At 60.3% G+C, this 16,220-nt stretch carries 9 protein-coding genes and 1 pseudogene; 6 read left to right on the top strand and 4 right to left on the bottom strand.

From position 1 onward, the window contains the following. The 3 genes and pseudogenes from ABIZ35_RS19475 to ABIZ35_RS19465 form a co-directional block, all read right to left on the bottom strand. A pseudogene (locus ABIZ35_RS19475) lies at positions 1-136 on the bottom strand (flagellin FliC); the annotation flags it as partial. A gap of 302 nt (positions 137-438) precedes the next feature. Then, entirely contained in the window at positions 439-3,684 is a 3,246-nt protein-coding gene (locus ABIZ35_RS19470) for a tetratricopeptide repeat protein (RefSeq protein ID WP_348221585.1), read from the bottom strand. Between the two features lie 11 nt (positions 3,685-3,695). Next, positions 3,696-4,547, bottom strand: a complete 852-nt coding sequence (locus tag ABIZ35_RS19465) for a hypothetical protein (protein WP_348221584.1) — start codon at positions 4,545-4,547, stop codon at positions 3,696-3,698. A 140-nt stretch (positions 4,548-4,687) separates the two neighbouring features. Here ABIZ35_RS19465 and ABIZ35_RS19460 point away from each other — a divergent pair, with 140 nt between their 5' ends. The 6 genes from ABIZ35_RS19460 (at position 4,688) to ABIZ35_RS19435 (ending at position 14,540) form a co-directional block, all read left to right on the top strand. Continuing rightward, the gene (locus ABIZ35_RS19460) at positions 4,688-5,713 is read left to right on the top strand and encodes a DUF1385 domain-containing protein (RefSeq protein WP_348221583.1); all 1,026 of its coding nucleotides are present in this window, start codon (positions 4,688-4,690) and stop codon (positions 5,711-5,713) included. A 26-nt stretch (positions 5,714-5,739) separates the two neighbouring features. Continuing rightward, the gene (argS, locus tag ABIZ35_RS19455; protein ID WP_348221582.1) at positions 5,740-7,125 is read left to right on the top strand and encodes an arginine--tRNA ligase; all 1,386 of its coding nucleotides are present in this window, start codon (positions 5,740-5,742) and stop codon (positions 7,123-7,125) included. A 71-nt stretch (positions 7,126-7,196) separates the two neighbouring features. After that, positions 7,197-9,908, top strand: a complete 2,712-nt coding sequence (locus ABIZ35_RS19450; RefSeq protein ID WP_348221581.1) for a hypothetical protein — start codon at positions 7,197-7,199, stop codon at positions 9,906-9,908. A gap of 49 nt (positions 9,909-9,957) precedes the next feature. Then, positions 9,958-12,303, top strand: coding sequence for a RecQ family ATP-dependent DNA helicase (locus tag ABIZ35_RS19445; protein ID WP_348221580.1), 2,346 nt, complete (start codon positions 9,958-9,960; stop codon positions 12,301-12,303). A 218-nt stretch (positions 12,304-12,521) separates the two neighbouring features. Continuing rightward, complete coding sequence (locus ABIZ35_RS19440; protein WP_348221579.1) at positions 12,522-13,310, top strand: DUF1559 domain-containing protein; 789 nt, start codon at positions 12,522-12,524, stop codon at positions 13,308-13,310. Between the two features lie 177 nt (positions 13,311-13,487). Further along, positions 13,488-14,540: a LacI family DNA-binding transcriptional regulator gene (locus tag ABIZ35_RS19435; RefSeq protein ID WP_348221578.1), complete on the top strand. Its 1,053-nt coding sequence runs from the start codon at positions 13,488-13,490 to the stop codon at positions 14,538-14,540. Positions 14,541-14,743: 203 nt separating this feature from the next. Here ABIZ35_RS19435 and ABIZ35_RS19430 read toward each other — a convergent pair whose 3' ends face one another. Then, positions 14,744-16,087, bottom strand: a complete 1,344-nt coding sequence (locus ABIZ35_RS19430; protein ID WP_348221577.1) for an MFS transporter — start codon at positions 16,085-16,087, stop codon at positions 14,744-14,746. Positions 16,088-16,220 lie beyond the last annotated feature (133 nt).

The raw sequence follows: 16,220 nt of genomic DNA, 5'->3' as shown, positions 1-16,220 counted from the left end.
CGGCGTCGTCGGCGGCGGAGTTGATTCGCATACCGGACGAAAGTCGCTGGATGTTCTTGGCGAGCATATCGCTGCTGTTGCTAAGATTGCGAGCAGCTTCGAAAGCGGTTGTGTTTGTGTTGATACGTGTAGACATTTAAATTTCCTCCATGACGTCCTTCGGGTGTCTAAGCCCTTAAGACCGGTCGTGCTAAATGGCTTCATGCCAAAATTTGTATCGAATGATCGACGGAATTCGCGGGTTGCTTGACGCTTCAGCAGCTCATGAACTTTTCAGAGAAAAGTGGAGGCGGCGTTCTTTATACGAGAGCTGCAGCCAGTTTAGCTTGCATTCCGCCGAGCGTTACCGTTTTTACCGTGTTTCAATCGCTACACCTATATATTCGGACGATCTGGAATTGTTCTTTAGGGGAAGAAGGCCCCCATCTTTACCAGACTTTATGCGGCGTTGGAAACGCCATTCTTGCGCATTTCCGCAAGAAGAGCCGCCACTTCGGCGTCATCGGGATGAGACGCGAGGTAGCTCTGGCAGAGCGCTTCGGCGTCGGCGTTTTGGCCGAACGCTAGGGCGACATCCGCGCAGTTTAAGATCGTATCGCGATTTGTGGGATCGAGCTCCAGGGCCGTCATGAACGAGCGAAGCGCTTCCTCGGGCATGCCCCGGCTCCAGCAGACGACACCCAGCATATTCAGAACGCGCACATCGTTCGGCGCGAGACGCGTCGCTTCCATGAGGTGCACGTGCGCTTCTTCCAGATCGCCAATCGCGACGATGCTTTCAATCTGAGTAAGCTGTTCGTCAATGGATTGTGTGGGAGAGGCCAAGCGCGCCGCTTCGGCCGCGACATCGCGCAGCAGCGCGTTCCAGTCGCCGCGTCGCGACTGGCGGAACAGGCGCATCGTGGGATACCAGGGGGTATCGCTTCGTTCGAGCAGCCAGCGCCAATCGGGAACGAGCGCGAGTAATACCCAGACCGGTTTTCCCATTGCCGCCGCGAGGTGCGCGACCGATGTGTCCACGGAAATCACCAGATCGAGATTTTCGACAACCGCCGCCGTATCTTCGAAGTTTTGTATGCGGCTTCCTAAATCAACAACATTTGCCTCTGTGGGAATCTGATCCAGCTGACTTGCCGACGCGCCCATTTGCAGACTGAATAGGGTGACGTTCGGGAGCTGAAGCAGCGGTGCGAAGGCTTGCAGGCTGCTGGAGCGCGCGGCGTCGTTCTGATGTTCTGGGCTTCCGGCCCAGACAATCCCAATCTTAAGGCCGCCGTTATGGTCGAGGTCGAGTACGCCGCGCCAATGAGCCGCTCGCGTCGGATCGGCGCTGAGATAGGGAGCCATCGCAGGGATCGTCTGGAGATCCGTTCCCGCCATCATAGGGAGGCTGAGCAGTGGAACTTCAAAGTCGCAGGGGGGCAGGGCGGCGTTGCCTTCCGGGGACCGCTCGATGACCCGATCGGCGACATTCGCGCGCGTCAGGACGGCGCCCAGTCCCACCTGGCATTCCAGAACGACACTTGCGCCGAGTGATTTCAGCCAGGGAAGATAGCGGACGAATTGAAATGTGTCGCCCAGGCCTTGTTCGGCCCGCGCCAGGATCGTTTTGTTTCCCAGCGGTTCTCCCTGCCAGCGCGGGGCGTGCGGCGGCCGAATAAGATTGGGATGGGCGGCGAAGCGCCACTCATGCTCGGGCCAGCCGCGCTCGAAGTCGCCCTGCGTCAGCAATAGCAGCGCGCGATTGGCGTGCGCATCGGCGTGTTCGGGCATGAGGCGCAGAATCGCGTCGTATGTCTGCATCGCTGCGTCGATCCGGCCTTCCAGAGACAGCAGCGATGCGAGGTTCCAGTACGCGGGGTAGTAGTCGGGGCGAAGTTCGATGGCCTGATAAAGGTTTGTGCGCGCCGCCTCGAAGTCGTCTTCAAAAAGCTGGACGACGGCGAGGTTGCTGTACGCTTCCGCCATTTTCGGGTCGATCCGTATCGCTTCCTGATAATGCCGCTGCGCTTCATCGAAACGCTTGAGTTCTTTCAAAACGACGCCGAAGTTGTTGTGCGGTCCGGCCATCTCTGGGTTGAGTGAAAGAGCCCGCTCGAAGAACGGCTCGGCGCCGGCGTAGTCGCCGCGTCCCATATGGATCGACCCGAGCTGGCAGAGCGCCATCACATGACTGGCGTCGTGCTTCAGCGCGAGATCGTAACACTGCTCAGCGCCGCCAAAGTCGCCTTTTTGAAATTTCTCTTCGCCCGCGCGGAACAATCGCTCCGCATCCTTATTCATGATTGATCGGTCCTTTTCCACTTTGGGCGAATGTTTCGGTCTTTCGCCGGCGAGGACCCGCGCCGCGCTCTGAACAGGATGCGCCCAATTTCCCAATATCTCCTGGCGGAACAAACGCATTGTGGGATACCAAGGCGAATCATCCCGGTTTTGCATCCAGCGCCAGCAGGCGCTCTTGGACAGAAGAGTCCATACCGGCCGGCCCATGGCGCCCGCGAGGTGGGCGACGGAGGTGCAGACGGAAATTACCAGATCTAAATTGGCGATCACGCCCGCCGTATCGGCGAAATCGGCGATCTCATTCGAAAGATCGATGATGTTCGCGTCGCCGGAATAACTCGCAATTTGAGACGCCGCCGGACCACGCTGAAGGCTGACGATCTGTACTCCGTCCATTTCTAGCAGAGGGGCCAAATCCTGCAGGCGGCACGAGCGATTGATATCATTTTTCTGGTTGGGACTGCCGGCCCAGACGACACCGACGCGCAGAAGCCCCTTGGGAATCGACGACAGACGCTCTCCCCAGTATTGTTCCTTATCCTGCCGGGCTTTTACATAAGAATTTTTCGCAAAAATCGTTTTCAATGATGTCCGTGCGAGTCCCGGTAGGCTGAGCAGCGGAACCTGATAATCGACCTCACCGCCATGCTGCTCGATCCAGTGTTCGGACCATTCCGTCAGAAGGGCGAAACCATCACAATTCTCGAGTACGGACTTCATGCCGTCGTGACATTCGAAGACGACATGCGCTCCCTGTGACTGCAGCCAGGGCAGATAACGTACGAAATGGAACGTGTCGCCGTAGCCCTGCTCGGCGTGGACGAAGATGGTCTTGCCGGCGAGAGTTTCGCCACGCCATCGCGGCGCCGCGAACTCACGCTCAGAACTGCCGGTGGCGGCGAATCGCCATTCGAAATCACTCCATCCTCCGGCAAACTCTCCGCCGCGCAGCAGGATCAGGGAGCGGTTCCAGCGGGCGTCGGCGTGACTGGGGATTTGGGCGATAATATTGTCGTAGAGGGCTAACGCCGTTTCGCTGTCGCCTTGCGCTTCGCGCAGGGCGGCCAGATTGCCGGCGAAATCGGGATTGGCGGGAGCCAGCGTGAAAGCGCGGGCATAAGATTGCTCCGCCGCCGGGATGTCGCCCGCGTCTTCCAGCACGCTGCCGAGATTGTTGTGCGCCTCCGCAAGATTGGGATCGAGCGCGACGGCGCGGCGCAGCATGGCGATCGCCAGGTTGATCTGTTTGCGCTGGGCGTAAAGAGATCCAAGAAGCCAGCAGGCGCGGGCGCTGCCGGGCAGGGTTTGGAGGATTTTCTTATAAAGACCTTCGGCCTTGCGCAGATCTCCGGCGAGATGGGCGTCTAAGGCGATTTGAAGGCGGTCAGCGGCGACGATCATAGGAAACCCTTCTATGCCGTCACGGAAATCTTTGTCATGGCGACGCAATCCTGGATCTGGCGCACTTCCAGATCTTCTGGGAAGGCTTGCAGATAATTAGCGTACAGCGCCAGCGCATCGTCGTCGCGGCCGAGGGTTTGGAAGACGTCGCCGCAATTGAGGACGGTGTCGCGATGCAGCGGATCCTGTTCGAGCGCCGTCAGCAGCAGGGTCAGGGATTCTTGGGCGCGGCCGTCGTGCCAGAGCAGGACGCCGAGGGTGTTCAGCACTCCGACATTTTCCGGCGCTTCACCCAGAAGCTGCCAGAGGCGCTGCTCGGCGGCGCTCCGATTTCCCAGGAGGATCTGTTCGTCGGCCTGCGCGAGGCAGATATCCACATCGCCCATGCGCGACCATTGCCGCAGCTCCTGTGCGATCCGCATGAACATCATTGCGGGGTTTTCGGCGTCCGGATGGACGCTCCAGACGGGGACGCCCAGCGATTCGGTCAGCTGCGCGACGGCCGGGCATGCGGATATCACCAGGTCGAGGTTCTCAATGACGGCGGCGTCGTTTGGACTTTCGATCGATTCGTCGAACCGGATTAAGGACATCGTCTCAGGAGCGGCTTCGGAAGCAGCGTCGCCTTGCTGGAGACTGAAGAACGCGACGCCGCGAACGCCCGCGAGCGGAGCCCAGTCGGCGAGACGGCTGGAGGCTGGGGCGATGTCCACGCCGCTGGACGCCCAGGCGATGCCGACGCGAAGCTTGCCGCCGCCGCGCGGCGCCAGCGCTTCCATGCGTCGCCGCCAGGTTTGGGCGCGCTCGCACGGCTCTGAAATCGCGGGGCTGCTGCTGTTCGTCTGCTCGGTGATGTCGCTCATGAAGTCTCCTTGAATAATAAAATTGCCATTGTCCCCAGGTGAAAATACGGGGTTTCATTAGGAATTATCGGCGGATGGGGGCTGCTTCCATAGGGCGCCTCGCGTTGACTTTCCACTGCCCATTTTGGTATAGTGATTCGATGCAGACGAGTGATCGGCCGGAAGATTTCAACTCGCATCTCAGCCTGGCCGAGAGGGATGGGAAACCGGCGATCGTGTCGACCATGACGGTGGCTCAGGCGGCCGCCATCCTTCAGCGCTCCGGCGACTCGGCGCTCCCCGTGATCGACCCTGAAACCGGTCTGCTGATCGGCCACTTCGTGCGCCCCTCCGAACCGCCTCCTCCCGAGCCGCCGCGCCTCGGAGGGATGGCGACTCCGCTGGGGGTGTATCTGACGGATGGCGTTTCGAGCGGAGGCGCGGGCTTTTGGGGTCTGGTGCTCACGGGAGTTGTGCTGGGGTGCGTGTCGGTATTCGTGCAGGCGCTTTGCGGACGGCTTGGGGTTTGGGCGACACTTGCGATCCCTACATATCTCTTACGTTGGCCGCATATCTACAGCCATGTGCTTCCGTTCATGGCGGGGATCAGTCAGCTTATCGCCTTCGTCCCCTTGCTGCTAGTCTTTGTGATTTTGCGGATGCTGCCGCTGTCGGGGACGCACGCCGCCGAGCATCAAGTTGTGCATTGCGTGGAGCGTGGGCAGCCGGTCGTCCCGGAAGTGGTGCGCCGCATGCCGCGCGTCCATCCACGCTGCGGCACCAATCTCTACGCCGCCTTGATCCTGTTTTTGACGATCTTTGTCACGGTGTTTTCGGCTTCGCAGTCGCATGGATACGGGGTCGCGGATTCGGCGACTCTCGCAGTGATCCTGGCCGCGCCGGTCGCGATGCGCTGGTGGCGATCGGTCGGCGGGTTCCTCCAATACTGGCTGGCGACACGGCCAGCGACGGACAAACAGATCGAAAGCGGGATTCGCGCCGTGCATCAAGTGCTGGAGCGGCGCGCCGTCGCTCAGGCCGACAAAATCCCGGCCATCCGTCTGGCGCGCCGTATCTGGAGCATGGGACTGGCGCAGGTGCTGATCGGATATTCGATCCTGGGAGGCGTGGTTGCTTTAGCCGCGCATCAATGGCCGGCAATCGGACGATTGCTCGATATTATTTAACGTTTGCGGGAGAGATAAAGGATTTTATGAGCAATGAACAGTTGGCGGCGATGGCTGCCGCGCTGCGCCGTATTGTGACGGAAGGCGACACGTATGGACGCTCGAACGAAGGCGCGGACCAAAAGGTGATCGTGGAGTTTGTTTCGTCGAATCCAAACGGGCCGATCACGGTCGCGGGCGGACGCAGCGCGGCGATTGGGGATGTGCTGGCTTCGCTGCTGGAGGCGACGGGCTGCGCCGTCACGCGCGAGTACTACATCAACGACGCGCTCAGCTCCGAGCAGATGATCAACTTCGGCAAGTCCGTCTTTTATCGCTATCTGGGCATCCAGGGCGGCGCCCCGCCCATTGGGGGAGACGAGCCGCCGGACTGGCTTTATGAAGGCGACTATGTGACCGCGATCGCCCGCGAGATCGCCGCGTCGCGCGGGGGCGAATTTGAAGGCGCGGACCTGGATGATCCTCAAACCGCATATACCTTCCGCGCTCTGTCTCAGGAGCGTATGATCGCACATCAGAAAGCGGATCTCGAAGCTCTCGGAGTGCGGTTCGATAATTGGTATACCGAGTCGTCGCTGCACGACGCCGGCTTAGTGTCCGCCGTCGTGCAAAATCTGACGGAGCGCGGCCACACCTTCGAGAAAGACGGCGCGCTGTGGCTGCGCAGCACCGCCTTCGGCGATGACAAGGACCGCGTACTGGTCCGCGCCAACGGTGTGGCGAGTTACATCGCGGGGGACGCCGCCTATCACAAAGACAAGTTCGATCGTGGATTCGACAAAGCGGTCAACGTCTGGAGCGCCGACCACGCTGGATATGTCGCCCGCACCAAAGCCGTCGTCGCGGCGCTAGGCTACGATCCGAGCCGCATTGATGTTTTGCTGTATGAGCGCGTCCGAATTGTGAAGGACGGTGAACTGATTCAGCCTTCGCTGCACGGAGGCGGCGCGTTGGAGCTGAAGTCCGATGTGATCGACGAGATCGGCGCGGACGCTGCTCGTATCTTCTTCCTGCTGCGCACGCCTGGAAGCGCTCTGGACATCGATCTCGACCGCGCCCGTAAGGCCGACGGCGACAACCCCGTTTACGCAGCGCAAAGCGCGTATGCCCGCGTTCTGAAGACTGAGCCTGTCGCCTCCATTGATGATACGGATCTCTCTCTTCTGACATCGGAATCGGACACAAGCTTGATCGAAAAGCTGTCCGCGTTTCCAGACGAAGTTTCGCTGGCGGCGCGCGAGCGTGCGCCGCATCGTTTAGTTCAGTATGTCCGTGACCTGGCGGCGCTCGTTCCGAGCCTTGACGCCGGCGCTGAAGTGTCCGCCGCGCGAACGGTCCTCCTCGATGCGACGCGCATCGTTTTCAAAAATGCATTTGCCCTGCTCGGAGTCTCCGCTCCCGAGCGGATGTGAGAGAACCGCCGCCCCGCGCCTGGACGCACGGGGCGGCGTCTCAGCCACGGCATCCCGGCGGATAAGGCTCCATGAAGATCTACTTTTCACTCCTCGCTCTGTTACTCATCAGCGCCGCGCCGGCGCTCGCCGTCGCGAAAGACGCCGATAAAAAGGCCGCGCCGCCGCCGCCTCTGGTGTTCCCTCCCGTCACCGCTCCGCAAGAGAAGCATCTGACGACGGGAGAGTATCAGGACGCCGCCGGCAAAAAGCATCCCTGGCTCATCACGCCCAGCCACATGCTGCGCTGGGAGGGGGACGCTTATCTTCCGGTCGGTGGCGCGTTTACCCCACGCTACTGGACCGAAGGCCAAACGGAAGAGAACTGGGCGAAGGATGTGAAGGCGCTGGAGGGCATTCGTGCGCAGCATCTCCACGATCTTTACCTCTACGCCGGCGCGCGCGGGCTGACTCATGTGCCCGCCGAGGCAGCGCAGCGCGTGATCGATTACCTCGACAAAAATGAGTTTCGGTATGGAATCGCCATTGCGGATCCCGCGCCGACGCCGCTGATGGGGTATGTCGTGCGCCCCGCCGTCTACCGCGACCCAAATCCCGGAATCAGCGCGACATTCTCCCATGTCGATGGACTGATCTCCGCCGCCTACGTTCTTGCTTCGGCCAAAACGGGTGAGATTCTAGAAACGGGCAAGGCAAAGACGCAGGACGGCTCTATGGCGATCGCTTCTTTGAAATCCCCCAGCGATGAGTCCGTGCTGCTGCTGTACCCGGAGCGCCTGTACGCCGATGGGACCGTGGAGAGCCGTATGCCCGATTTGTGGCAGGGGTACGACGATTATCGCGATCGTCTCCTCACCTATTTCGGTCGGATCAAGCTGGGGCCAGGCTTCCGGTTCTTTTTGGATCCGCTGACGGACCAGCTGGGCGTAAATGGCGATGCGGACAGTCTGATCCCGACCTCCGAAGGCTTCCGTCTGGAGTTTCAGGCGTGGCTGCAGACCAAGCATAACCGCAATGTGAACGATATTAATCAGGCCTGGGGCTTGAAAGACCGGGATATCGCGGACTATACGGTCGCCGCGCGCTGTATTCCGCTCTGGCGTCAGACCAAGGGCGTGGCCGCGCTGTACGATCCGCAGGATGGCAAGACGTACGAAGTTTTGAACCGTCCCAAAATCAACAATGGATATTGGGACGACTTGACACAGTTCCGCACCGAGTCGCTGCGCCGTTATATGAACTCCATCGCGACCATGCTGAAGACCAGCATCGCCGATGTCCCCGTCGTGTATCGCGCGCCGAAATTCGACGCCCTGTTCGCGGGCGGCCCGGTGGACGGCGGCTATGACGGTCTGGGAATTGAGGCCTTTGGACACGGGCGCTCGCTCGCCGAAGACAACGCGCTCTATACGTTCGCTCAGGCCGAGGACATGCCGAAGTCGACGTGGCTGATTGTGAGCAGCACCTTTGGATCGGCTGCTCCCGCCGACCAGAAGACGCCCGGGTACGACTCCAAGGGTTCGCTGTTCGACGATTGGGATTATCTGAAGGAAGCAGGAGCGCGCGGGTTCTTTACGACGGCGCTGCAGCGCTTTCCGGAAGATGGCTACGCGAACGCAAACCTCGCCGCCCTGCCGGAGCAGATGGGATGGCTCGGCTCATATGCGGCCTCGCTGGAAACGCTTGGTGACATGCGTGAGAAGGACCCGGAGCCGATCCTCTGGTATCCGGCGGGCGAGACCCAGATCGCGGCGCGTCCCCGCCACTTTGCGGACGGAGTATGGTGGCTCCCAACCCTGCGACCCAGCAGTGGGTTTTCGATGGGGCAGGAGACGATCATTCAAACGTATCAGATCCCCAACAACGACGGTCGCCTGCCGGTCTGGGCGCTCTGGACCGGGCAGAGCGAGGTCAAGGAAATCCACTTCCCGTTCAGTCAAACCAGTGCCCCCACCGTCACGGACGCGCGTGGAACGCCGATCAAGATCAAGGGCAAGCAGGGCGATTGGGCGCTGCCGCTAGGCGCTGAGCCTGTTCTCGTTTCGGGCGTCAAGGGCATTCCTCAGCCGCCGGAGATTGTGAACGAGGCGGCGCGTGAGGCGGCTCGGCTCATCAAAGTCGCAAAGGGCCAGCATGTCTCGACGCAGGGTTTCGAAGATGGTTTGTTTTACGCCAACAACAATCCCAGTAAGGGAGGGAGCGAAGATTACCGTTACTCCATGCTGACCCGATTGATTTCGCAGCTGACCGATACGCTTAAGCCTTATGCCTGGATTGAAGGCGAGGGCGCGTCTGAATTTAGCTTCGATTCTCTGATCCCATCCCGCGACGCCTCCGCCGGCTCTTACCTCTCGCTGGATACGGACCGCAATCCACAGCATGATTCTGATTCCGCCGGTTATCACGCCACTTACAACTTCGGCGTCAATGCGCCAGGCCGATATACGATTTGGCTGGCCGGCTCTCCACTGGATTCCCACACGGCTTCGCCCTTCACCTACTCGGTCGACGGGAACGCCGTGCAGGAGACGCATGATATCCCGGCGGAAGGGGCGTCCTACGGCGGGGGATTTGTCTGGACCAATTTGGGCGATGTCACACTGGAAGCCAAACGGCATACGCTCACGATTAACGTCAGCGGCAAGGCCAAGACGAACCGATATCGACTGGACATTGACGCTCTTTGTCTCAGTCGTGTTGAGTTCCACCCCAACGGATTGACGCCGCCTCCGATCGATCTCACGACGCCGCCGCCGGCGCCGCCCGTCGACGCCAAGCGCTGAAAGAACGCCCACCGGAAACGCTTCCCGGCGGGCGAGACCGTTCCTTCCTATGACCACCACTCAAGACGCAAAAGAAACACTCAAGCAGCTCTTTGGGCATTCGGATTTTCGTTCCGGACAGCAGGAGATCGTTGAGTCGGCGCTGGCCGGCCGTGACACGCTCGCAGTGCTGCCGACCGGCGGCGGCAAGTCCGTCACGTATCAGCTTCCCGCCATGATGCTGCCGGGCGTCACCCTGGTTCTCTCGCCGCTGATCGCCTTGATGAAGGATCAGCTGGAAAACCTATCTCCAGAGGTTGCGGCGCATACGACGATCATCAATTCATCGCTGGACCCAAGCGAAGTGGCGCGGCGGCTGCGGCGGACGGCGGATGGGCATTTGAAGATGGTGTACGCTGCGCCCGAGCGTCTGCGTCAGGCCCCGTTCCTGCATGCGCTGCGCCAGGCCCGGGTCTCGCTGGTGGTTGTGGATGAGGCGCACTGTATCTCGCAGTGGGGACACGATTTTCGGCCGGATTACCGTGCGGTCGGGCGCGCGGTCGCGAGCCTCGCCCCGCGCTCGGTGCTCGCCGTGACGGCGACCGCCACGGAATCCGTGCAGGACGATATCGAGCGCCAGCTGGCTCGTCCTATGCATCGCATCATCCGTCCCACGTATCGCGACAATCTCTTTCTCTCGTGTCGTTTGGTTCAGGGCGAGGATGAAAAATTAGAGATGGCCCTGGATCTGGCGCGCGAAGCCAAGGGGCCGACGCTGATTTATGCCGGATCGCGGGAAAAATGCGAGCGCCTGTCGCAGATGCTAAAACGCTATCGCATCAACGCCGGGTTTTACCACGCGGGACTGCCGCCGGAGGAGCGCGGAGCGGCCCAGGACCGGTTCATGCGCAGCGAAATCCAGGTGATGGTCGCGACGGTCGCGTTCGGCATGGGCGTGGACAAGGCGGATATCCGCACGCTGGTGCATTACAATCCCTCACGCACGCTGGAAAATTACTACCAGGAGGCGGGACGCGCCGGGCGAGACGGGCTGCCATCTGAATGCATCCTGCTCCATTCGCGCGCCGACGCCTCCAACGCCGCGCGCTACCTGCGCGAGGACACGCTTTCACTGGACGATCTCAAGCGGGTGTATAACATCGTTCGCGGATCGATCAATGGGCGCATCGGGCCGGTCTCCAGTGAGACGCTGGCGTCGCAGGCGGGCGAGGACGGCGAAGATCTTGTCCGATCCACCCTCCCAGTACTGGAAGAAGCAGGGCTTCTGCGGCGTCATGTGGACGCCCCGCGCACCTGTTATGTTACGATGCTCGGCGACAGTCCTCCAGTGGACGATTCTCTGGAAGGCGCGCTGATGGACGAGTTTATCGAGACCGTGCGCCGTTCGAGCTCCTGGGATACCGCCGAGCTGTCGGCGGCGACCGGCGTTCCGATGCCGGAGGTCGAATCGACATTGCTGTCTTTGCAGGAAACGGGAGTTCTGAATTTCCGGGCGTCGCCGCGTGAGATGCTGATCGAACTTTTGCCCGCGCCCGCCGGCTCCAAGGCTTTGATGGAGGAGATGCTGCGCCACCGCGCCCGCGAAGCGAAACACCGGGTAGACGCGATGATCTCCTATTCCCGCGATAACAAGTGCCGCCATGGCGCCGTCGCGCGCTACTTTGGCGACAACTGGCCGAACCTGCCCTGCGGCATGTGTGACGTCTGTCGCGCCAAGGCGTCGGGATTGAGCCGAGCTGCCGTGAAGCCTGCCGCCGTGACCGCATCTGCGCCTACCGCCGAGGACGCCGCCGCCGGGCCGCTGTACGCCCTGCGTCTCGTCTCCACTCTTACCTCTGGAATGAGCCCCTTCGCGCTGGGCCGCACGGGGCTGGTTCGCGCCTTGCGGGGAACGCCCGACGCTCCTATCCGCCCCGATCGCGCTCGTGAGTTCGGCGCCCTTTCGTCATTCAAAAAAGCGGAGATCGAACGGCTTATCGACGCCTTGCTGGAATCCGGCCATTTGCGCCGCGACGACGAAGATGAGTATCGCCGTTTGTATCTGACGACGGAGGGGCGGGACGCCATCTCTTCCGAGGAGATCGACATTCCTTGGCCGTCCACCAAACCGTCCCGCAGCGCCGCTCCGCGCCGCACTGCGTCCAGCGACATGGAAGACGATACGGAGCCGGGCGATTTCGATCCTGAGCTATTTGAGGTCCTCAAAAGCTGGCGGCGCGAAGCGGCGCGCGAGGCGAGCGTGCCGCCGTATGTCATCTTCGGCGACAAGACCCTGCGCGCCCTGGCCGAAATGCGGCCGACAAATGAAGAAGATTTGCTGCGTGTTCCTGGCATTGGACCGGCGAAGGCGGAGAAATACGGGGATACGGTTCTGAAGATGGTTCGTGGAGAATAGGGGTAAGGAAATGGGACGAAGAAACCGAAAATAAAATTGGGTCAGTCTTAACGAAGCAATTGACAAAAACGTTTAACCGTCGTATAATAGGTTCAGCTAGTCCGAGCTAGTGCTCATGTCAGGGGCATAGACGGCCGTAGTTATTATATGAAAGTTTTGCTCTTATCACTATATTTACCAGAGATTTGCGGCAAAACGACTTCGTCGTTGGAGGAATTATGAACCGTAAAGGCTTTACTCTTATTGAGCTGCTCGTCGTCATTGCTATTATCGCAATACTTGCCGCAATTCTTTTCCCTGTCTTCGCTCAGGCCCGCGAAAAGGCTCGCGCGATTGCGTGCCTTTCGAATACGAAGCAGATATCTTTAGGGCTCATCCAGTATTCGCAAGATGCGGATGAGCAGATGCCACCCGCCTGGATCGGTTGGAACGCAAACCCAGCCCTCAGTGTCGGATTTCCCGGAAAAGCGCGCTGGATGGATGTAATTCAGCCGTATGTGAAGAGCACCGCCGTCTTCACCGACCCGGATTCCAACACCAAGTACGTTCCGGTTCCCTCTGATAAGATCGTCACCGATATTGATCCCGCTACGGGGAAAGGGTATATCGAGGAGAACGGCGGATACGCATTGAACGCCGCTTACTTTAATTCGACGACCGGTCATCCTCCGACACCGATCCCAGATGTATCCGGAAATGACAGCCGCTCTCTGGCGTCCGTCGCCGATCCCGCCGGAACCGTTTGGGTGATGGACTTTGTCAATGGATGGGGTTCTTTCCAGTGCGCTTGGGACGCCAACACTGACTTGCCGATTATCACCACGGCGAAGCCGCGCACGCTTGGCAATGGCGGCTATCTGCGCGAGCTTCATCAAGGACGCACCAATGTCGCGTTCTGCGATGGGCACTCCAAGGCGGTTACGCTGGACTACCTGACCGAACGGACCAAAACGGGGGCGAACACGGGCCATTATTGCCACTGGTCTGTTGAGGATGACTGCAACTAGGGAAGTTCGGCTTTTTTGTTGGCCCTCGATTTTCTGGAAAGGAAATCGAGGGCCAAATTTATTTCATGGGGAGCGATGTCTTTAGGGCGAATTATCATAATTCAATGGCGAATGTGATAAAATTATTCTATAGTTTGCCAGGATTCGCACTCGACATTTGCAAGGAACTCGCCTTTGATGCATCGCAGACCAACTCAAGCGGACGTCGCTCGTCTCGCCGGAGTTTCGAAATCGACCGTCGGCTTCGCGCTGAGCGACCGTTACGATATCGCTATTCCGGAGACGACGCGCCAGCGCGTGAAGCGCGCGGCGCTGGAAATCAACTACCGGCCGAATCTTGCCGCGCGCGCTCTGACGTCAGGGCGGATGAACGCCATTACCATCGCATTCCCAAAATCGATCAATTCTTACTATGCCCGGGTGCTGGAAACGTTTGAATCTCATTCCAATCGGCATGGTTATCATTTGATCGCAAGCACCATTGGATCGCTCGATCCGCATAAAAGCGATCTGGAATTCTCCACGCTTCTGCACGGGCCAAGCGACGCGGTGGTGCTTGTGGACGCCCTTGAACACTATTTCCCCAATGTCCATGAGATGCTGTCTGGGCCGAGACCCGTCATCTCTATGGGGATTAATGAAATCGACGGCGTCGACAACGTCGTCATCGATCTAGGAGCGGGAAGCGCCGCCGCGTTCCGGCATTTGATCGAGGGCGGGGCGCGCAGCATGGTGTATTTCGGAGTCAATCTGCCGCAGTCTGATATTCCCGCTTATATCGAGAAGTGTTTGGCGGGCGGTGACGTTGACCCGCGCGCCGTCGCGTTCTGCCGCGCCGCACGCGCGGCGGGCCAGCCGATCCAGATGGTCGGCGGCGATCTTACCGAGCGGGGCGCAACGACCGAAGCGCTGGAAGCATATATCGCCGCCCACGGCTGCCCCGACGCCATCTTTTGCCATAATGATTCGCTGGCGATCCGTGTCCATGGAATTTTGCGCCGGATGGGATACCAGATGCCGCGTGATGTCCGCCTGATCGGCTGTGACGGTGTGGAAATGTGCGAGGATATGGAGCCGCCGATCTCGACGATCCTGCAGCCGGTGGAGGCGATGTGCGCCGCCGCATGGGATTTCCTGCTGGCGCGGCTCGCGGAGCCTACGCGCGCGCGGCAGTACATGCGCCTTGATACGCAGTTTATCGCTCGGGAGTCATCGACGCCGCGCGCTTAGCCGCGCGGTCGTTTCGGACCGCATGATAGATAAAGCCCCGTCCACTCTTGCAAGAGCGAACGGGGCCTTTTGGTTGTGCCGATGATTACATATACCGGCCGACGACTTCGGCCGCCGCGCGCAGTTCGGGCATGAGCTTTTCGAACGCGGGAATGGTGATGCTCTGGGCGCATCCTTGAGCGCGGTCCGCGCCGACGCTCAAATCAGGGGGTTGGACGATCGCCTCCAGGTTGTGAGCCGCCGGCCCGCTCGATCCTTGGGACCAGGATCTGAATGAACAGCCATGAGAAAACATACATCGTGGAGGCCCAGACGAAGATCGGCAGATAGTTGTTGTGAGTGATTGTGAGGACGTGTCCGACGACCTGGGCGTTGAAGACGCTCGCGATCCCCGAAACAAAGCCTCCCAGACCGACGACGGAACTGACGGCGCGTTTGGACATCGTGTCCGAAACAAACGTGTAAAGGTTCGCGGACCATCCCTGATGAGCGGCGGCGGCCAGTCCGACAAGCATCACGGTCACCCAGGAGTTCGCGACGGACGCCGCCGCGAAGACCGGAAGCACGCACACCGCGCAGACCAGCAGGGCGGTCTTGCGCGCCGCATTGAGGCTCCATCCGCGGCTAAGCAGCTTGCCGGAGAGCCATCCTCCCCCGATGCTGCCCACGACGGCCATCGCGTACACGACGCCGACGCGGAACCCGGTTTCCGTCAGCGTAAGATGAAAACGCGTCTGAAGGAAGTCCGGCAGCCAGAACAAATAGAACCACCAGACGGGACCGGCCAGCAGTCCGGCGATCATATATGCCCACGTCGCGCGGTAACGGAGCAGGGCCGCCCATGAGACCGCAGCGGTCGTCTCGGTGGCCGCCGGAGAGCCCTGTTGAATGTACTCGCGCTCCGCGCTGGAGAGCCGCGGGTGTGTCTCGGGGTGGTCGTAGATGAGCATCCACGCTACGATCCAGATAAGCCCCAGGGCGCCGGTGATATAGAAAGCGGCCGGCCAGCCAAACTTTGCGGCCATAAGAGGGACGGTCAGCGGGCAGATGATCGCGCCGATGTTGCTGGCGCTATTGAAAAGCCCGGTCGCCAGCGCGCGTTCCTTGACCGGAAACCATTCACTGACGGTCTTGATGGACGCTGGGAAGTTGCCGCCCTCCGCAAGTCCCAAGCCAAGGCGGGCAATACTGAAACCGGCCACGGAACGAACTAATCCGTGCATGGCCGCGAAGACGCTCCAGACGAACGCCGCCAGCGGCAGTCCGCGCTTGACGCCGAAGCGATCCATCAGACGGCCCCCGAATAGATAGCCGAACGCATAGGTCAGCTGAAATGCCGTGACGATATTCGCGTAGTCCTGCTGGCTCCAATGAAGGTCATGGGACAGCTGCGGCTTCAGAACGCCCAGGATCTGGCGGTCAATGTAGTTGATCGCCGTTCCAAAAAACAGCAGAGCGCAGATCACCCACCGGAATCTCCCGACCGAGCGATGAGGCGCATCGGTCAGAGATGAGGAACCGGGCGTCGTTCGTTCAAGTTGCGCCATAATGTTTTCCTCGGAAGGCGATCAGAGCGCCTTGTGATCCCCTCATCCAAACAGGCTGGCGGCGCCTGTCCATCAATAATCGCGAGTGTGACTGATAGCCGGCGATTGAAATCGCGCCTAGAAGTGCACGATG

Source organism: Capsulimonas sp. (assembly GCF_039929585.1).
In the GTDB taxonomy this organism is placed as follows: Bacteria; Armatimonadota; Armatimonadia; order Armatimonadales; family Capsulimonadaceae; genus Capsulimonas.
This window is presented reverse-complemented; position numbering and strand designations above follow the sequence as displayed.